Source organism: Nocardiopsis sp. CNZ308, assembly GCF_004217075.1.
On sequence record NZ_SHKJ01000001.1, the window covers coordinates 585,924 to 604,113 of the forward strand.

20 protein-coding genes are annotated in these 18,190 nt (G+C 74.4%); 13 read left to right on the plus strand and 7 right to left on the minus strand.

The features are described 5' to 3' along the window. Positions 1-39 precede the first annotated feature (39 nt). On the minus strand, positions 40-1,272 hold the full coding sequence (locus tag EV372_RS02545; RefSeq protein WP_197044350.1) for an RNA-guided endonuclease InsQ/TnpB family protein: 1,233 nt from the start codon (positions 1,270-1,272) through the stop codon (positions 40-42). A 122-nt stretch (positions 1,273-1,394) separates the two neighbouring features. Here EV372_RS02545 and EV372_RS02550 point away from each other — a divergent pair, with 122 nt between their 5' ends. The 5 genes from EV372_RS02550 to eda all read left to right on the plus strand — a co-directional run bounded on the left by EV372_RS02550 (position 1,395) and on the right by eda (position 6,907). Next, complete coding sequence (locus tag EV372_RS02550; protein WP_130394683.1) at positions 1,395-2,432, plus strand: L-idonate 5-dehydrogenase; 1,038 nt, start codon at positions 1,395-1,397, stop codon at positions 2,430-2,432. A gap of 74 nt (positions 2,433-2,506) precedes the next feature. Next, complete coding sequence (gene manD / locus EV372_RS02555) at positions 2,507-3,718, plus strand: D-mannonate dehydratase ManD (RefSeq protein ID WP_130394684.1); 1,212 nt, start codon at positions 2,507-2,509, stop codon at positions 3,716-3,718. Next, positions 3,715-4,680, plus strand: coding sequence for a PfkB family carbohydrate kinase (locus tag EV372_RS02560; protein ID WP_130394685.1), 966 nt, complete (start codon positions 3,715-3,717; stop codon positions 4,678-4,680). Before manD ends, EV372_RS02560 begins: the two co-directional genes overlap by 4 nt. Continuing rightward, positions 4,677-6,131 carry a mannitol dehydrogenase family protein gene (locus EV372_RS02565; protein ID WP_130394686.1) on the plus strand — a complete coding sequence of 485 codons (1,455 nt, stop codon included), beginning with the start codon at positions 4,677-4,679 and terminating at the stop codon, positions 6,129-6,131. Before EV372_RS02560 ends, EV372_RS02565 begins: the two co-directional genes overlap by 4 nt. A 47-nt stretch (positions 6,132-6,178) precedes the next feature. Beyond that, positions 6,179-6,907 (plus strand): bifunctional 4-hydroxy-2-oxoglutarate aldolase/2-dehydro-3-deoxy-phosphogluconate aldolase, encoded by a 729-nt coding sequence (gene eda, locus EV372_RS02570; protein ID WP_130394687.1) that lies wholly within the window; start codon positions 6,179-6,181, stop codon positions 6,905-6,907. Here eda and EV372_RS02575 read toward each other — a convergent pair. Continuing rightward, positions 6,894-7,454, minus strand: a complete 561-nt coding sequence (locus EV372_RS02575) for a hypothetical protein (protein ID WP_130394688.1) — start codon at positions 7,452-7,454, stop codon at positions 6,894-6,896. The genes eda and EV372_RS02575 overlap by 14 nt on opposite strands. A gap of 178 nt (positions 7,455-7,632) precedes the next feature. On the opposite strand from EV372_RS02575, the gene EV372_RS28970 reads away from it, so the two are divergent. After that, positions 7,633-7,779, plus strand: coding sequence for a hypothetical protein (locus tag EV372_RS28970; protein WP_165435954.1), 147 nt, complete (start codon positions 7,633-7,635; stop codon positions 7,777-7,779). A 31-nt stretch (positions 7,780-7,810) separates the two neighbouring features. Here the strand turns inward: EV372_RS28970 and EV372_RS02580 are convergent, their stop codons facing one another. Beyond that, positions 7,811-8,293, minus strand: a complete 483-nt coding sequence (locus EV372_RS02580; protein ID WP_130394689.1) for a hypothetical protein — start codon at positions 8,291-8,293, stop codon at positions 7,811-7,813. A 357-nt stretch (positions 8,294-8,650) separates the two neighbouring features. Here EV372_RS02580 and EV372_RS02585 point away from each other — a divergent pair, with 357 nt between their 5' ends. Beyond that, the gene (locus EV372_RS02585) at positions 8,651-9,985 is read left to right on the plus strand and encodes a helix-turn-helix domain-containing protein (protein WP_130394690.1); all 1,335 of its coding nucleotides are present in this window, start codon (positions 8,651-8,653) and stop codon (positions 9,983-9,985) included. A gap of 22 nt (positions 9,986-10,007) precedes the next feature. Here EV372_RS02585 and EV372_RS02590 read toward each other — a convergent pair whose 3' ends face one another. The 3 genes from EV372_RS02590 to EV372_RS02600 form a co-directional block, all read right to left on the minus strand. Continuing rightward, on the minus strand, positions 10,008-10,817 hold the full coding sequence (locus EV372_RS02590) for a MerR family transcriptional regulator (protein ID WP_253794519.1): 810 nt from the start codon (positions 10,815-10,817) through the stop codon (positions 10,008-10,010). Beyond that, positions 10,810-11,355, minus strand: coding sequence for a VOC family protein (locus EV372_RS02595; protein ID WP_130394692.1), 546 nt, complete (start codon positions 11,353-11,355; stop codon positions 10,810-10,812). The genes EV372_RS02590 and EV372_RS02595 overlap by 8 nt, the downstream gene beginning before the upstream one ends. 166 nt (positions 11,356-11,521) lie before the next feature. After that, the gene (locus EV372_RS02600; RefSeq protein WP_130394693.1) at positions 11,522-12,487 is read right to left on the minus strand and encodes an LLM class F420-dependent oxidoreductase; all 966 of its coding nucleotides are present in this window, start codon (positions 12,485-12,487) and stop codon (positions 11,522-11,524) included. Positions 12,488-12,785: 298 nt separating this feature from the next. Here EV372_RS02600 and EV372_RS02605 point away from each other — a divergent pair, with 298 nt between their 5' ends. The 4 genes from EV372_RS02605 (at position 12,786) to EV372_RS02620 (ending at position 16,111) form a co-directional block, all read left to right on the plus strand. Further along, a complete protein-coding gene (locus EV372_RS02605; protein ID WP_130394694.1) occupies positions 12,786-13,316 on the plus strand; it encodes a YbhB/YbcL family Raf kinase inhibitor-like protein in 531 nt (176 codons plus the stop codon). 281 nt (positions 13,317-13,597) lie between these two features. Further along, positions 13,598-14,650: an ATP-grasp domain-containing protein gene (locus EV372_RS02610; RefSeq protein WP_130394695.1), complete on the plus strand. Its 1,053-nt coding sequence runs from the start codon at positions 13,598-13,600 to the stop codon at positions 14,648-14,650. Then, positions 14,647-15,456, plus strand: coding sequence for an inositol monophosphatase family protein (locus EV372_RS02615; protein ID WP_130394696.1), 810 nt, complete (start codon positions 14,647-14,649; stop codon positions 15,454-15,456). Before EV372_RS02610 ends, EV372_RS02615 begins: the two co-directional genes overlap by 4 nt. Before the next feature lie 115 nt (positions 15,457-15,571). After that, positions 15,572-16,111 carry a DUF1707 SHOCT-like domain-containing protein gene (locus EV372_RS02620; RefSeq protein ID WP_130394697.1) on the plus strand — a complete coding sequence of 180 codons (540 nt, stop codon included), beginning with the start codon at positions 15,572-15,574 and terminating at the stop codon, positions 16,109-16,111. A gap of 67 nt (positions 16,112-16,178) precedes the next feature. Here EV372_RS02620 and EV372_RS02625 read toward each other — a convergent pair whose 3' ends face one another. Then, complete coding sequence (locus EV372_RS02625) at positions 16,179-16,673, minus strand: DUF3145 domain-containing protein (protein ID WP_013154305.1); 495 nt, start codon at positions 16,671-16,673, stop codon at positions 16,179-16,181. Between the two features lie 307 nt (positions 16,674-16,980). On the opposite strand from EV372_RS02625, the gene EV372_RS02630 reads away from it, so the two are divergent. Together EV372_RS02630 and EV372_RS02635 are read left to right on the plus strand one after the other, a co-directional pair. Next, on the plus strand, positions 16,981-17,628 hold the full coding sequence (locus EV372_RS02630; RefSeq protein WP_130394698.1) for an RNA polymerase sigma factor: 648 nt from the start codon (positions 16,981-16,983) through the stop codon (positions 17,626-17,628). Further along, positions 17,625-18,053: a hypothetical protein gene (locus EV372_RS02635; RefSeq protein ID WP_130394699.1), complete on the plus strand. Its 429-nt coding sequence runs from the start codon at positions 17,625-17,627 to the stop codon at positions 18,051-18,053. Before EV372_RS02630 ends, EV372_RS02635 begins: the two co-directional genes overlap by 4 nt. The last annotated feature ends 137 nt before the right edge of the window (positions 18,054-18,190 follow it).

Consider the following 18,190-nt stretch of genomic DNA (forward strand, 5'->3'; position numbering starts at 1 on the left):
CTTCCTCTCCTGCCTGAAGGCAGGAGATTCCGGAACCACCTACCGGTGGTTCGAGGTCAACGCCTCGTCACGGGTCGCCCCGTGGCCTTCCTGCTTCACCGCCGGTCGCCCCGTCCGGGAGGACTCCCGTTGAGGTCTCACACCAGCTCCACAGGCAACAACCGCCAGCCCGGCGGCTTCGAGGTTGTTCGCCGCGTTCACATCACGGTCGTGGACCACCCCACACCGGGGGCACGTCCACGTCCGTACGTGCAGCGGCAACGACGCATTGAGGTACCCGCATCCGGGCGTCGAGCACGCCTTAGAGGAAGGAAAGAACCGGTCCACCACGACCAGATCGCGTCCGTACCAGGCGCACTTGTACTCCAGCATGGTGCGCAGCTCACGCCAAGCCGCATCGGAGATCGCTCGGGCGAGTCTGCGGTTCCTGACCATGTTGCGCACGGCCAGGTCCTCGATCACGACCGCTTGGTTCTCGCGGACGAGTCGAGAGGTGAGCTTGTGCAGGAAGTCGCGCCTGCGGTCGGTGATGCGGGCGTGCACCCGCGCCACCTTGCGGCGGGCCCTGTCCCGGTTCGCGCTGCCCTGGGCCTTGCGGGCCAGCGCACGCTGCGCCCGAGCCAACTTCTCCCGGTCGCGTTGCTCGTGGCGGGGGTTGACCACCTTCTCCCCCGTGGACAACGTCACCACCGAGGTGATTCCGGCATCGACACCAACCGCGTCGCGAGTGACCGGGACCTGCTCGATGGTGTCCTCACACAGCAGCGAGACGAACCAGCGCCCGGCCGCGTCTCGCGAGACCGTGACCGTGGAGGGGCGTGCTCCTTCGGGCAGGGGCCGCGACCACACGATGTCCAGGGGTTCGGTCATCTTGGCCAGGGTCAGGTGGCCGTCGCGGTAGCCAAACGCGGACCGGGTGTACTCCGCCGAGGCCCGCGAGGTCTTCTTCGACTTGAACCGCGGATACCGCGCACGCCGGTCGAAGAAGTTGCCGAACGCGGTGTGCAGGTGGCGCAGCGTCTGCTGGAGCGGAACGGAAGAGACCTCGGTGAGGAAGGACAGCTCCTCGGTCCTCTTCCATGCGGTGAGCATGGCCGAGGTGTGGGAGTAACCCACCCGCTCCCGGCGCTGGTGCCAAGCGGTGCTGCGTTCGGCCAGAGCGCGGTTGTAGACCAGGCGCACGCACCCGAACGTGCGCGACAACTCAGCCGCCTGCGCATCACTCGGGTAGAAGCGGTACCGAAACGCCCGCTTCACGCTCTTCCTGGTCATGCCACACACCGTAACGACCGCCCTGCGATCACGTGAGCAGAATCCAACACAAAGCCACAGAAAGGAGAGGGCGTGGATATCCCGTCCTGAAGGACGGGAGGATATCCACGCCCGACAATCAGATGAGGGCTGTGACCGTCCACGGAGCCGAGGACCTGCGCGTCGACGAGCTCCCCGACCCCGTCCCCGGCGAGGGGGAGGTCGTCGTCGCCGTGGAGTGGGGCGGCATCTGCGGGTCCGACCTGGCCTACTGGCGCCACGGCCGCTCGGGGACGGCCGTGCTGCGCGACCCCCTCGTGCTCGGCCACGAGATCGCCGGACGCGTCGCCCGGGTGGGCCCCGGCGTGACCGGCGTCGAGGAGGGGCTGCCCGTCACCGTGCACCCGGCCGAGCTCGTCGGCGACGGGCGCATGCCGGAGCGGCTGGCCGGGCGCACCAACCTCTACCCGAGGGTGCGCTACTTCGGGTCGGCCGCGTTCTCCCCGCACACCGACGGCGGGTTCTGCGACCTCAAGAAGGTCGCGGCCCGACAGCTGCGGCCCCTGCCCGAGGGGGTGGACACCCGCAGCGGGGCACTGGCCGAACCGCTCGCCGTGGCCTGCCACGCCGTCAACCGCGCGTCGGGCGCCGTGGGGGGCGTCGCGGGCCGGGACGTGTTCGTCAACGGCGCGGGGCCGATCGGCTCGCTCGTCGTCGCCGCGCTCCGGCACGCGGGGGCGGCTCGGATCACCGTCGCCGACCTCGGGCGGGCCCCGCTGGAGGTGGCCCGGGCCATGGGCGCCGACGACACGCGCGACCTCTCACGCGGAGACGCGCTGCCCGAGGACGCCGAGCTGGTCTTCGAGGCCTCCGGCGCCCCGGCCGCCCTCGGCGGAGTCCTGCGCGCGACCGCGCGCGGCGGGACCCTCGTCCAGGTGGGCAACCTCCCCGGAACGCAGGCCCCGGCGGCGCTGGGCGAACTCGTCACCAGGGAGATCACCTGGATCGGCTCCTACCGCTTCGTCGAGGAGATCGACGACGCCCTGGCCGCGATGGCCGCCGGTCTGGACGTCACCCCGCTCATGACCCACTCCTTCCCCGTCGGGGAGGCGCACGAGGCGATGCGGACGGCGGCCGATCCCGCCTCCGGCAGCAGCAAGGTCATGCTGCGCTTCGCCTGAGCCGCGCCACGCGGGCGCCCCGCGCTCCCCGACCGGGAGCGGGCGCCTCCCCTCCATCCCAGAAAGGGCATTCCGTGAAGATCACCGACGCACGTGTCGTCGTGTCCTCACCCGGCCGCAACTACGTCACCCTGGTGGTCGAGACCGAGGACGGCGTCACCGGCATCGGCGACGCCACGCTCAACGGCCGCGAACTCGCGGTCGCCTCCTACCTGCGCGACCACGTGTGCCCGCTGCTCGTCGGTCGCGACGCGCGGCGGATCGAGGACACCTGGCAGTACCTGTACAAGGGCGCCTACTGGCGCCGCGGCCCGGTGACGATGACCGCGATCGCCGCGGTGGACGTGGCGCTGTGGGACATCAAGGGCAAGGCCGCGGGCATGCCCCTCTACCAGCTCCTGGGCGGGGCCTCGCGCGAGGGCGTCCTGGTCTACGGGCACGCCAGCGGCACGTCGCTGGACGGGCTCTCCGAGGACTTCCAGCGCCACCTGGACCTGGGCTACCGGGCGATCCGGGTCCAGGCCGCGGTCCCCGGACTGGAGAAGACCTACGGGATCGCCCCGGCGGGCGGCCGGGTGTACGAGCCCGCCAGCGGCAACCGGCCCCAGGAGGACACCTGGGACACCCCGGCCTACCTGGACTTCGCGCCGGCCATGATCGCCCACGTCCGTGAGCAGTTCGGCTACGGCGTGCACCTGCTGCACGACGTGCACCACCGCCTCACCCCGATCGAGGCGGGCCGCCTGGGCGCGGCGCTCGAACCGTACCGGCTGTTCTGGATGGAGGACCCGACCCCGGCCGAGGACCAGTCCGCGTTCCGGACCCTGCGCCAGCACACCACCACCCCCGTGGCGGTGGGCGAGGTGTTCAACTCGATCTGGGACTGCCAGCAGCTCATCACCGAGCGGCTCATCGACTACGTCCGCGCCTCGGTGTCGCACACCGGCGGCATCACCCACCTGCGCCGCGTGTTCTCGCTCGCGGAGCTGTACGGGGTGCGCTCGGGCTCGCACGGCGCCGGTGACCTGTCGCCGGTCGCCATGGCCGCGGCACTCCACCTCGACCTGGCCATCCCCAACTTCGGCATCCAGGAGCACATGGGTCACACCGGCCCCTACGCGGAGGTCTTCCGCACCTCCTACTCCTTCTCGGACGGGTACATGCACCCCGGAGACGCCCCGGGCCTGGGCGTGGAGTTCGACGAGGAGGCCGCGGCCCGCCACCCCTACGAACCCAGGTACCTGCCGGTCAACCGGCGGCTCGACGGAACGGTGCACGACTGGTGAGTACACACGGACTGACGGGTGGGGGCGAGCCGCTGGACGTCGTCGTCCTGGGCGAGGTCCTGCTGGAGGTGGCCACCGACGCCCCCGTCGCGCACGGGGTCCCGGCCAGGCTCGGTGTCTCGGGCGACGCCCTGAACGTCGCCGCGGCGGCGTCCCGGGCCGGGGCCCGGGTCGGTCTGGCCGCCGTCCTGACCGACGACGAGCTCGGGCGGGCGATCGCCGACCGCGTCGCGGAGCTGGGCGTGTCCACCGGCATGCTGCGCTTCCGCCCCGGGCAGCAGGGCGTGTACCTGGTGCACAGCGACCCCGAGGGCGAGCGCGCCTTCTCCTACGCGCGCGCCGGCAGCGTGGGCTCGACCCTGTCCCCCGGGGACCTGGACGAGGAGGCGGTCGGCGCGGCGGGAGCGGTCGTGGCGGGCGGCATCGCCTGCGCGGTCTCCGACAGCGCGCGCCGGGCGGTCCTGACCGCGGCGCGCCTGGCCCGCAGGTTCGTGTTCGACCCCAACCACCGGCCGCGGCTGGCCTCGCGGGAGGAGGGCGCCGCGACCCTCGCGGAGCTGGCCCGGCACGCCCACCTGGTGACCCCCTCCCACCCCGGCGAGACCTCCGCCCTGCTGGACAGCGCCACCCCGTCCGAGGCGGCCCGCCGCCTCCTGGAGGCGGGCGCCCGCAACGTCGCGGTGACCTGCGGGTCGCGCGGCGTCCACCTGGCCACGCCGCAGGAGGAGTCCTGGATCGACGCGGTCCCCGCTCCCCGGGTCCTGGACCAGACCGGCGCGGGGGACGTGTTCGTGGGTACCCTGACCGCGCGGCTGACCCTGGGCGACCCCCTCGCGGAGGCCGCGCGCCTGGCGGCCGCCGCGGCCAGTCTGAGCGTGGGCGGGCGCGGCGGAACCGGTTTCCTGCCGACCCTGGAACAGACCCGCGCGCACGCGCGGGGCGAGAAGGAGGCGACGCGATGACCCGGCTGGACCTGGCGGCGCTGCGGGCCGCGGGGCGCACCACCGCCCTGGACCGCGCCGACCTGCGCACCGGGGTGGTCCACCTCGGGATCGGCGCGTTCTACCGCGCCCACGGCGCGGTCCTGACCGAGGAGGCCATGCTCGCCGCGGGCGAGACCGGATGGGGCATCAGCGCGGTGACCGGGCGCTCGGCCCGGGTGTGGGAGCAGCTGGCCCCGCAGGAGGGCCTGTTCACGGTCACCGAACGCGGTGAGGGCGCCCGCCCCGTACGGGTGGTCTCCTCCGTCCGCGAGACCCTGTCCGGTCCGGCCGACCCGTGGGCGGTGGCGGAGCGCATCGCCCACCCCGGCACCCGGATCGTCACCCTCACGGTCACGGAGAAGGGGTACCTGGCGCACCCGGTCACGGGGCGCCTGGACACCGGCGACCCCCGGGTGCGCGCCGACCTGGACGGCGGCCCGCCGCTCACGCCGGTGGGGCAGATCGCGCGCGGCCTCCAGCTGCGCCAGCTCCGGGACGCCGGTCCGGTGACCGTGCTGTCCTGCGACAACCTGCCCGACAACGGCGAGCTGACGGCCGCGCTGGTCGCCGACTTCGCCGACGCCCTGCCGGGCGCGGAGGGCGAGCGGCTGCGGTCCTGGATCCAGGCGTACGCGGCCTTCCCGAACACGATGGTGGACCGGATCGTCCCGGCCACCACGGCGGCGGACCTGGACGCCGTCGAGGCGGAGCTGGGCCTGCGCGACGAGGCGGCCGTGGTCGCCGAGCCCTTCCACCAGTGGGTGATCCAGGACCGCTTCGCCGGTCCGCGCCCGCGGTGGGAGGCGGCCGGGGCGACGATCACCGACGACGTGCGGCCCTGGGAGGCGGCCAAGCTGCGCGTGCTCAACGCCAGCCACTCCCTGCTCGCCTACCTCGGCCTGTCCGTGGGGCACACGACGATCGCCGCGTGCGCCGCCGACGACGCCGTGGCGACGGCGGCCCACCGCCTCGTCCACGAGGAGGTCCTGCCCTCGCTCACCCTGCCCGAGGGCCTGGACGGCGCGGCCTACTCCGCGTCGGTGCTGCGCCGGTTCGCCAACCCCGCGCTGGGCCACACCACCGCCAAGGTCGGGGCCGACGGCTCCCAGAAGCTCGGCCCCCGCGTCGTGCCCACGGTCCGGGACGTGCTGGCCGGGGGCGGCGAGCCTCGGTGGAGCGCCCTGGTGGTGGCGGCGTGGATGCACCACGTCGCCACGGCCGGTCCCGGGCTGGAGGACCCGCTGGCCGACTCCCTGCGCGCGCTGCTGCCCGCGAGCGGAGGTGCGCGGGAGGTGGTCGCCGCGCTGCTGCGCTCGGAGGTCTTCCCCGGGGACCTGGCGTCCCATCCGGTGTTCACCGAACTGCTGGTCCACTGGTACGGGGTCGTGTCCGCCGGGGGCGGCGCGCTGGCGGCGGAGGTCGCCTCGTGAGCGCGGGCGGCGGGGACGACGTGAGAGACACAGGCCACGGGAGCGGCATGAGCGGCGGGAGCAGGGGAAGCGGCCGGAGCGAGGGGGACGGCGGTATCGGGGCCGTGCTGGCGCTGTCGCCGGTCGTGCCGGTGGTGACGGTGGACTCCCCCGCGCTGGCGGTTCCCCTGGCCGAGGCGCTGCTGGCGGGCGGTGTGGGCGTCGTGGAGGTCACCCTGCGCACGCCCGGCGCCCTGGAGGCGGTCCGGGCGATCGCGGAGGACGTGCCGGACATGGTGGTGGGCGCGGGGACCGTGCTCACCCCCCGCCAGGCCGATGAGGCCGCGGAGGCCGGGGCGCGCTTCCTGGTCACGCCCGGCACCACGGACCGGATGCTGCGCCACCTGGCCGCGAGCGGGGTTCCGGCACTGCCGGGGGTGGCCACCGTCAGCGAGGTGCTGGCCGCCCGCGAGGCGGGGATGTTCGCGCAGAAGCTCTTCCCCGCGTCGGTTCCGGGCACCCCGTTCCTGCGCTCGGTGGCGGGACCGCTCCCCGACGTCGTGTTCTGCCCCACGGGCGGGATCACGGCCGCCACGGCCGCCGACTACCTGGCGCTGGACAACGTGGCGTGCGTCGGGGGGAGCTGGCTGACCCCCGGGGACGCGGTCCGTCAGGGGGACTGGGCGCGGATCACCGGGTTGGCCGCGGAGGCCGTGCGACTGGGCGCGGGCGCCGTCGGGGACGGCCGTACCGGCTCCGTACCGCCTCCCGTCGGCCCGGGCCCTAAGGGCGCGTGACCGGGGCCCGTCGAAGGCCCGGCTTCCCGGGGCGGACCCGCTGGGGGCGCCCGCGGACGCGTCCCCAGGGCTTGAACACCGACAGGGCCATGGCCGCGGCGACCGCGGTGGTGGAGACCAGGGGCGGGAACAGGAGCTGGGCGCCGACGGCGAAGGGCGCCTCCTCGGCGCTGGCGGTGCGGGCCCGCTCCGCCAGCGCGGTGACCTCGGGTGAGAGCAGCAGGACCACGAGGGCCAGCAGCACGGCGTTGGCCGCCAGCTTGAGCAGGACCCACCAGTACCGGACCAGTCCGTACCTGGTCCCCCAGCCGAGGACGATCCCGGACAGCAGGGTGAGGGCGCCGGCCGAGGCCAGCGGCCACGTCGCGAAGGCCGCGAGGGCGACCGCGACGGAGGCGTCGTCGCCGCCGAGCAGCGCGGTGACCACGAGGACGCCCAGGACGAGGTCGAGCCCGAGCCAGCTTCCGGCCGCGGCGATGTGGGTCAGCAGGACGGTCTTGCGGGTGCGGGCGCCCAGGCGCCGTCGGGGGGTCGTCACGGTGTCCATGCGGCCAGTATCCGAGCGCGGGCCCGAGACGGCGTACAGCCCGGGACGTATTCCGGTGTACGCAGGCGCGCGGCCCCTGAGAAGGGTCGCGGTCGGCTCCGGCGCGCGGGCCCGCGCTGACCCCCCGTCCAGGCGAGCCGTGACCCCGCTGGAGCCGCCGTCTGGTAAGCCGGACGGTGTGAACAGTACGAGAGAGTCCGAAAGACAGGGCGAGGGCGGGCGGAGGCCCTCGGCGGGGGAGAGGATCGCCCCGTGGTTGTGGCCGCTGGCGGCGGTGGTGGTCGTGGTCGTGGGCATGGTCCTCGGCTACGCGTTCTTCAGCTGAGCCGGGCGCGGCGCCGCGGACCCGGGCGGCCTCAGGCTCCGCCCGGGGAGGTGCCCGGCAGTCGGGTGGCCACCCACTGGTCGTCGGAGTCGCGGCGCATCTCCAGGGGCCCGTGGTCCTCGCCGGGGTAGACCAGGGCGACCGTGGCGATGGGGACCTCCCCCTCCAGATCGGTGTCCATGGTGACCTCGCCGACCTCGATGCCCTCACCGCCCTGGAGCGTCTCGGCGTAGAGGGGGAAGGCCGCCGGGCAGTCCTCGGCCCCGTGCTCGTCGGCCACCACCGTGCGCGCGGCCTCGTCCATCAGCGCGCAGCCCGCCTCGCCGTCGGCGGCCATGAGGGAGGCGACGAAGCCCTGCGCGGCGCGCCGCACGTGGGTCTCGGCGTCCGGGTCCACCGCGGCCGCGCTCTCCTCGGCCTGTCCGGCGGTCTCCTCCGGGGCCTCCTCACCGGAGCAGGCCGTGGCGGCGAGGAGCAGGGCCAGCAGCGGGGCGGACAGCGGAAGTCGTCTCATGGCGGGCGCCTTTCGAGGGGGCGGGGCGTCGCACCATTGTTACCGCATCGGCCCGCTGCGTGACCAGCGGTGTCCGCGCGCCCCAGGCAGCCCCGGGGGTTGTCGGCGGAGCCGGGCTTCCGACCATCACCAAAAGCCCGCGCTGCAACGGATCCAGGGGTTGTCGGCGGAGCCGGGCTTCCGACCATCACCAAAAGCCCGCGCTGCAACGGATCCAGGGGTTGTCGGCGGAGCCGGGCTTCTGGTGATATGGGAACGCGGTCCCCTCCCGACGGAACCGCTCCGGTCTTTCTGGCGCACAGAGCACGCGCGGGCGTGCCACGGGCGGTTCCGCCGTGCGTCCGCGCCGGAGGTGACATGTCCTACCCCCTGCGGGAGAGCCGTCCGGCGGACCCGTTCGCCCGTATCCCCCCGGAGTTGGGCGCCCGGCTGCGCCCGCTGGTGCCGTCACTGGCGGAGGAGGCCCTGGAGGGCATCCGGCGCCGGGCGGAGTTCCACGCCGCGCCCCTGGAGCCCGCCGACGCCGAGGGTCTGCGGCGGACGGTGGAGGCCGGTCTGCTCGCCTTCCTGGACCGGGTGGAGGGCGACCGCTCCCCCGGACACGCGGACGCGCTGGCCGCCGAGTTCCGGGCCTTCGGCGCGGGCGAGGCCCGGCACGGGCGCACCCTGGAGTGCCTGCACACGGGGATGCGCACGGCGGCGGCTGTGGCCTGGCGGCGGCTGGCCGGCGCGGACGCGCTCACCCGTGACCACATGGCGGTGCTGGGAGAGGCGATCTTCGCTTTCCAGGAGGAGGTCTCGACCGCCGCGGCCGAGGGCCACGCGCGGGTGCGCGGCGCCGGGGCGGACGCGCTGCGCAGGCGTCGGGCGCGGTTGGTGGAGGTGCTGTTGGCCGAGACGGGCGCGCGGCGGGAGGAGCAGGCGGTGCCCGCGCTGGCCCGGGCCGCCCGGTGGCGGCTGCCCGAGCGGGTGGCGGTGGCGCTGCTGTACCGGGGTACGGACGGCGCGGCGGCCCCGATGGGTCCGGCAGACCCTTCGGCGCTGACCCAGGCGGCCGTGGGCGGCCCGTCGGCGGACGCGCTGTCCGCCTCGACGGGGGCGTTCTCACATCTCAGCGCGCTGCCGTCGGACGTGCTCGTGGGCCTGGACCGCGTGGAGCCGTGTGCGGTGGTGCCCGATCCCGAGGGGCCGGGGCGGCTGCGGTCGCTGGAACGCTCGTTGCGCGGTTCCTGCGCGGTGCTGGGCCCGAGCGTGCCCCTGGAGCAGGCGTCGCTGTCGCTGGCCCGGGCCCGTGACCTCGCGGAACTCGTGCGCACGGGCGTGGTGCCGGGCGGGGGCGTGGTGCGGTGGGACGACCACCTGCCCGCGCTGCTGCTGTCGCGCGACCCCGGGCTGGTCGCGGAGATGACGCGGTCCCGGCTCGCTCCGCTGGCGCCGCTGCGCCCGTCGCAGCGGGAGCGGATGGCCGACACCCTGCTGTCCTGGCTGGAGTCGGGGCTCAACGCCAACGAGGCCGCCGAGCGGCTGCGCATCCACCCGCAGACCGTGCGCTACCGGCTGCGCCAGCTGGAGGAGCTGTTCGGCGAACGGCTGCGCGAGCCCGGAGAGCGTTTCGAACTGGAACTGGCCCTGCGGGCCCGCCGTCTGCTCGGTCCCCTGGAGGAGGGGGCGGTGTGGCCGGGCGGCGGGTGACGGGTGTCTTCACGTCACGGGGTCACCGCCAGGTGGCCGTCTCCGGGTCGATCCCGTGAGCGCGGGCGCACTCGTCGACGCTCCGCCGGAACCAGGAGGCCAGCCCGGCCCGGATTCCGTCGTAGTGGGCGGAGAAGCCGGGATCGGACTCGAACATCCTCCCCAGGCACACCTGCATCCGCCGCGTGAGCGGAAAGAAGTGGGAGAACACTTCGCGGTGGCGTTCGACGAGCGCGTCCGCCTCCGGGCTGCCCGGCACGACACCCCGGTCGAGGGCGTCGCCCAGATCGAGCTGCAACGCGGACATCGACGCGGAGAGCGACTGCCACTGCTCCCGCGTGCGCGAAGCGGACTGCTCGGCGAACTGCGCCCATTGCGCGGAACCGCCCCACACGACGCGGGCCTGCCGGGGCCAATGAGCGTCCCAGTGGGCCCCGAAGACCTCCGACTGCGCCTCGTCGTCGAGGAGGATCCCCCGCTCGTGGGCCTCGATCATCCGTTCCAGGCGCTCGTCGTGCCGTCGCAGGTCCCGGATGCGCTCGGCGAGCCGGGCACGCTGCTCACGCAGGGTGGCGCCGATCTCCGCCGTCCGGTCGTCGAGGACCTCACGCACCGCGTCCAGCCCGAGACCGGCCTCCCGGTACGCGACGATCCGGCGCAGCCGTCGCAGGTCAGCGTCGGTGTACTGGCGGTAGCCGGCGGCGGTGCGCGCGGACGGCGACGCCAAGCCGACCTCGTCCCAGTGGTGGAGCGTGCGGACCGTCACCCCCACCAGCCCGGCGGCCGCGCCCACCGTGACACCGTCACCGGTCTCGCGCTCGCGTTCAACCATGGACACCATTGTGACCCCCCTCCGCCGACCCCGGGGCGACGATCCCGACCGAGGCGAGGTCACGCGCCTCGGGGCTGTCGGGATCGAACTCCCGCGCCGCGGTGAACACGACCCGGGCGCCCTCGGGGGTGGTCACCTCGACGTCGCGGGTACGCCACGGCGTGTCCCGCGGCCCGGTCACGCTTCCCGGCGCGAGGTCCGAGCACGCCTCGACCAGCGGATCGACCTCGCTCAGCACGCACAGGAAACTCACGCTCATCGCGGGCGCTCCGGGGGGCTCGACGCCGGCCGCCGCGGGGACGAGCAGGACGTCCTGGAACGCCCACCGGCGCAGGTGGACCACCTGCCCCGGGACGCTGAACAGTTCGACGAAGCCCAACCCCCGCACCCAGAAATCCGTCGACGCCGCCAAGTCCGACGTCGGAACCGTCACGAACACCGGCATCGCGTAGATACCGCGGAACACCTCTGGCGCGACCGCGTCCGGTCCGCGCTCGGACAGGGGGCCCATCTCGAATGCGTCGAAGAAGTCACTCATGCGGTCCACCGTCCCGCCTCACGCGGCGTGAGGGTCAAGCCCGGTCCGCGAAGCGGTTGTCCACAGGCGTCAGATCGGCCTTCCCCGGCCGTTCCGCCGAGGACTGGCGTGGTAAGCGGGGGGTTCCCCGGGCCCTCCCGCTTCGTGCTGCCCTCGCCGCGTCCCCTCAGCCCCGCGGCGCCAGCGCCCGCACCACCGCGGCCGGGTCCGCGTTCGGCGGACCGATCGGCGCGACGACCGGGGTGGTCACCCCGTTGTCGACGTAGGCCCGGATCCGCTCGCGGCAGTACTCGGCGGGGCCGTGCACGATGAGCTCGTCCACCACCGAGTCCGGGATCGCGGCCAGCGCGCCCCTGCGGTCCCCCTCGTCCCACGCCTTCCACATCGGGGTGAGTTCCTCGCGGCCCAGCCACTCGTGGAACGCCCGGTAGACGGGGACGTTGAGGTAGGCCGAGATGGCCCAGCGGCCGATCCCCCGGGCGGTGTCCGGGTCGGTTTCGGGCACGGCGAGGATCCGCGCGACCACCTCCTTGTCCTCGCCGTATCGGCGCACGTGGGGCACCACCGTGCGCACGTCCTCCGGCGAGAGCCAGTTGATGACGGCTCCGTCGCCCTCGCGTCCGGCGAGCCGGAGCATGCCCGGTCGCAGCGCCGCCACCAGCAGCGGGGGCGCCTGCTCGGGGACCGCGCCGAGCGCGAAGCCGTTGACGCTGAAGGTGTCGTAGTCCTCCTTGACCTTCGCACCGGTGAGCGCGGCGCGCAGGAAGCGCACGGTGTCGCGCACCTTCTTGTACGGCTCCTCGAAGGGGATGGAGTTCCACCGCTCCACGATCACGGTGGAGGACGTGCCGACGCCCAGCGCGAAGCGGCCCGGCGCGGCGGCGGCCAGGGCGGCGGCGCTCATCGCCAGGGTGGCCGGTCCGCGCGTGTAGGCGGGCACGATCGCGGTGCCCAGGCGCAGCCGGGGCGCCCACACGCTGGCCAGGGCGAGGGGGGTGAAGGCGTCGCTGCCGTTGGTCTCGGCCGACCAGGCGTCGGTGTAGCCCAGATCCGGCAGCCGCTCGATGAGGGTCCGCTGCTCGGAGAGCGGGACCCCCTCCAGCGGGATGGTGATGCCCCAGCGAGTGGTCATGGCGACTCCCTGTCGGTGTGGAACCGAATCCGGTTCTCGTGCCGTGCTGGCAGCACCGTACCGCCCGGTCGGTCTGTTGTCTCGGGGCGCCTCCCCCTTTCGCGCCGTCGGTGGCCGCGACACCGCCCCCCTCCGGCCCGGCGCACCGCCGCCGCCCTCCCGACACGGCGTGCCGCCCCGGGACGCGCGTGCCCGCTGGGGCGTATGTTCGTAGGGCCCGGACCGGAGCCCCGCCGACGGCGGGCGCCCCCGGCCGGGCCGCACGAGCGCATCCCAGACGAACGAAGGAGGCCCCTTCGTGGCCACGCCACCCTCCCCCTACGACTTCCTGCCCCAGGTCGCGTCGTTCACCGTCACCAGCAACGACGTCGCCGACGGACGGACCCTGCCCCAGGCCCAGGTCAGCGGGATCATGGGCGCCGGAGGCGGGGACGTCTCGCCGCACCTGTCCTGGAGCGGTTTCCCCGAGGGGACGCGCAGCTTCGCCGTCACCTGCTTCGACCCGGACGCACCCACCGCCAGCGGCTTCTGGCACTGGTCGGTGGCCAACATCCCGGCCGACGTCACCGAGCTGGCCGCGGGCGCGGGGGACGGCTCCGGCCTCCCCGAGTCGGCCGTCACCCTGCGCAACGACGCGGGCGGACACCGCTACGTCGGCGCGGCGCCGCCCGCCGGGCACGGCCCGCACCGGTACTTCTTCGTGGTGCACGCGGTGGACGTGCCCCGCCTGGAGGTGGACGCGTCGGCCAGCCCGGCCTTCCTCGGCTTCAACCTGTTCTCGCACGCGCTGGGCCGCGCGATGGTCACCCCCGTCTACGAGGTGGAGTAGCCCGCGCGGGCGGCGCGGGGACCGGACCGGAACCCGGGGCCGCGCGACGCGCCGGGGCGGGCGGGGCGGCGGTACCGCGCCGCCCGCCCCGGCCCTTCCTCCCGGGGCCGGGAGGACACACGCGCAGTGGGCCCCTTCGGTTGTCCTGACAACCGGATTCGGCCATTTGCGGGCCATCGGGCACCCCGAGGTCTAGGCTCGGTAAGCATCCCCCCAGTCCGCCGTCCACGTCGGAAAGGGTTCGACCGGTGCCACAGCAGCCTGCGAGCAAACCAACCGTCGTGGTCACGACAGCGGGGTCGGCGCCCACGCCCGGGACCATCCTCCACCTGCGGGAACAGGGTTTCCGCGTGGTGGCGACCGACGTGGACCCCGCCGCGCCGGGCCTGTACCTGGCCGACCGCGGGTACCTGGTGCCGCCGGGCGACAGCGAGGCCTTCCTGCCCAGGATGCGGACGCTGTGCGCGGCCGAGGGGGCCGTCGCGGTCATCCCCCTGGTGGACGAGGAACTCGTCAGGGTGGGCGAGCTCGCCAAGGACGGCGTGGAGGTGCTGCTGCCCCGCCTGGACTTCGTCACCACCTGCCTGGACAAGTACGTGCTGATGCGCGAACTGGAGGACGCCGGGATCGGCGTGCCGCGCACCTGGCTGGCCTCGGAGTGGCCGAGCGGCGCCGCGGACTCCGCGCACGGCGGACTCATCGTCAAACCGCGCTGCGGGCGCGGGAGCCGCGGGGTGGTGGTCATCGACTCCGTCCGCGACATGGCGCGGGTGGTGTCCGAGGGCGGCTACGCGGCGGACGAGCTGATCGTCCAGGAGCTGGTCGGCGGCCCCGAGTACACGGTGTCCGTGGTGGTGTGGCGGGACGGCGGGGTCCAGGCCGTGGTGCCCAAGGAGGTCGTCCTCAAGCAGGGTGTGACCAGGTACGCGGTGACCCGGCGCCACCGCGAGGTGGACCGCGTCTGCCGGGCGGTCCAGTCCGCGCTGCGCGCCGACGGCCCCTTCAACGTGCAGCTGTGCCTGGACGCGGACGGCAGGCCGAGGATCTTCGAGATCAACCCGCGCTTCTCCTCCACGGCCTCGCTCACCGCGGCGGCCGGGATCGACGAGATCACGGGGCTGCTGCGGCAGGCCGTCGCGGACGGGCCCCGTCTGGAGGACGACTGGCGCGAGGGGGTGGCGATGGTGCGGCGGTGGACGGACGAGTTCGTCAGCGAGGCCGAGTTCACCTCCCACGGCATCTCCCCCGCCCCCGCGGGCGGCACGGAGCTGCCCCGGCAGCTGTCCGCGGGAGGCACGGGACCGGTCCCGGTCGTTCCGGTGCGTGTGCGTTGACCGGCTCCGCGGCAGGGACCGCCGGTGCGCACCCGCTGGCCGAGGCGATGGCGGCGGCGGTCGTGGAGGTCGGCGGTCTGCTGCGGGAGTGGCGCTCCGACGCGGACGCGCGCAACGGGGTGTGGGAGGGGAGCCAGTTCAAGGCCCGGGCCGACGCCATGGCGCACCGGGCCCTGTCCGAGCGGCTCACCGCGATCGACGGCCGGATCCCGGTGGTCAGCGAGGAGGACCCCGAATCGCTGCGCGGTGAGCGGCCGCGCCGGTACTGGCTGATCGACCCCGTCGACGGGACCGCCAGCTACGTCCACGGGTTCCCCGGGTACGTCACGCAGGTCGCGCTGGTGGACGGGGGGCGGCCGGAGGCGGCCGCCGTGTTCGCCCCCGAGACCGCGACCCTCTACACGGCGGTGCGCGGCCGGGGCGCGCGTCGGGACGGACGCCCCCTGCCGCCTCCGCGGCCCGCCCCGCCGGGACGGGGTGTGCTCACCGACAACACCCCGGGGCCGGAGGGGATCGCCCGCAGGGTCGGCGACCGCTTCGGCTACGGCGGGTACCTGGAGAGCGGCAGCATCTCGCTGAAGCTGTGCCTGGTCGCCGAGGGTTCCGCGCACCTGTTCGTCAAGGACGTGCCGGTGCGCGACTGGGACGTGGCGGCGCCCGCCCTGGTCCTGGAGGAGGTGGGCGGCCTGGTCACCCGGCTGGACGGAAGCCCGTTCGACTACCGGGGGCCCTACGAGCACACCGGGCTGGTGGGCGCCGCCGACCCCGCCGTGTGCAGGGCCGTCTCCGACTGGCTGGGCTCCTGAGAACGCGCCCCGGGGCCGTGGACCGGGGGCCGCGACTCACTTTCCGTGTATCCCTTTTCCACACCGGGTGCGGCGCGTATCGTGTGGTCACCAACTCGCGTCTTGGGGGTGGGAAGTGGAGGACGAACGCCTGCCGCTGCACCGGATGCGCGCCTCGGACGCCGAACGCGACCTCACGGTGGACCGCCTCACCACCGCGTTCGTCGAGGGTCGCCTGGACCACGAGGAGTACGACCGCCGGGTCGGTCTGGCGCTGGGCGCGGTGCTGCTCGGCGACCTGCGCCCGCTGACCGCGGACCTGCCGGTGTCCCCGTCCGCGGTGCGCGGGGTCCCGGGCGCGCGGCAGGGCGCCGATCCGCTGTCGGAACCCCTCTCCGGGACGGCCCGCACCGATCCGGGGTCCGGGCGCGACTCGCGGGACGGCCGCGAACCCCCCGACGCGGACGACCTGTCACTCCTGGGCGCCCCCTGGGGCGAGTGGGGCGACGAGTGGCGCTGGTGGACGGGTGTGGCGGTGATCCTGACGAGCGTGTGGGGCGTGGTCAGCCTGATGGGCGGCGAGCTCGTACCCTACTGGCCGCTGGTGCCGCTGGGCATCTGGGCCGCGGTCCTGCTCGCCTCCGCCATCTGGCCCAGCGAGGGGGAGCCGCCCTGACGCGGCGCCCCCGCTCCCGCGCGGGCGGCCGACACCACGGGCGCGGCCGGGACCGCGGCGGGAGGGGTCAGCCCGCGGCGTGGAGCCAGCGCACCGGGGCGCCGTCGCCCGCGTAGCGGAAGGGTTCCAGCTCCTCGTCCCAGGCGCGGCCGGTGAGGCGTTCGATCTCGGCGGCCAGGTCGGTGCCGTCGGCCGCGGCCCGCTCCACGGCCAGGCGCAGTCGGCCCTCGGGCACGAGGACCTCGCCCGCCGCGCTGGTGAGGGCGGTGAACATGCCGAGGGACGGCGTGTAGCTGTAGCGCACGCCGTCGCAGCCGGGCGACCCCTCCTCGGTCACCTCGAACCGCAGGCGCTGCCATGCGTTCAGCGCCGAGGCCACCGAGCCCGCGGTGCCCGGCTTCCCCTGCCAGTTGAGCTCGGCGCGGTGGTTGCCGGGTGCCGCCGGTTGGGCGACCCAGTCGAGTTTCACGGGTACTCCAACGACGCCCGCGACCGCCCACTCGACGTGTGGGCACAGCGCCGCTGGCGCGGAGTGGACGTACAAGACGCCACGTGCGGACACCGAACCTCCTGATACGAACGAGTGCGCTTCCCCGACGCCCTCGTACCACGAGAAGGTTGCATACCCGCCTGAATGCTTTTGCCCCATTGTGCCCCAAGGGCACCTGGAGAACCAGCGCTCACTTTGCTTTTTCCAGCGTTCTCCCCACCTCCGGAAGCCCCAAAAGCTAGCGTGAGCCCCGGCGAGCGGGAGTCCGATCATAGTGGGGGCGGGTGTGCCAGACCAGTCGCACGAGGACATCCATGGCACCCAGGCACCTCCTCAAACCGTACTTTCGACCTTTTCCGGGGAGGAAGCACCCCCGCCTTTGCCGGTTCCGGCCACAACCGGCGGTGATACAGCCGGGCCCAATCCGGACGGGAACCCCGGCGGAGCCGACGCCGCCGCCCCCAGCGACGCCGAACTCGTACGGGGAGCCTGCCGGGGCGAGCACAGGGCCTGGGAGGCCATCGTGGACCGGCACCTGCCGGTCGTGAACGCGATCGCGCGCTCCTACCGCCTGTCCGCCCCGGACCGGGAGGACGCGGTGCAGACGGTGTGGCTCACCCTCAACCAGCAGCTGCCCCGCCTGCACTCCCCCGAGCGGCTCCGCGGCTGGCTGCGCAGGGTCGCCCACGACGCCTGCGGCCGACAGCGCCGCCACAGCGCCCGGGACCAGCCGGTCGACCCCGGGAGCCTCACCCGGCGGGAGCCCCTCTCGGAGGACTCGGGGCCCGAGGCGCAGTACCTGCGCAAGGAGGAGCACGAGGAGCTGCACCGCGCGATCCGGCGGCTCACCGATCCCGGAGAGCGGCGGGCCGCCCTGCGCTACCTCGACGGGGCCGCGGGGCTGCCCGTGCCCCCGGCCCCGTGCGACCCGGGGTCCCGCGACGGCGAGGTCCACCCCCGGACCGCCGCGAACCAGCGCCGCCGCATGCTCCGCAGACTCCGCCGCCTCCTGGAGGAACCCACATGAGCGACCACGACGATCCGGTACGGGCCCTGGCGGGGCGCGCCGCCGCACTGGCCGCCTTCGACCGAGGCGACGACGGCGCCGACATGGCGGCCCTGACCGGGGAGAGGGCTCCGGCGGGCGAGGTGCTGCGCTCGGCGGAGGGGAGCGCGGACGACGTGCTGGTCACCTCCCTGCGCTTCGAGCACGGCGACCTCACCCTGGACGTGCGGGTCCACGCGCGCGGCCGGCTGCGCTCGCTGTCGGGGCTGGCCAGCGGGGAGTACGACCACGCGGTCCTGCGCGTGCGCCGCCCGGGTTCCGGGGAGGAGCTGCGGATCGGCGAGGACGGCGGGTTCGCGCTGTCCGGCCTGGCCCGCGGCCCGATCAGCCTGTCGCTGCTCAGAGCGGGACGCCCTCCGGTGGTGACCGGCTGGTTCACCGTCTGACCAGGCGGACCGCCGGGCAGCCGGACCACCGGGCAGCCGGCTGGTGATCCCATCCGTCACAGAAACGGGGAAGGCCGAACCCGGGTTGCAGACAGACGCGAACCGACTCCTGAGGGTGGCCCTTCGACCGGCTTCGT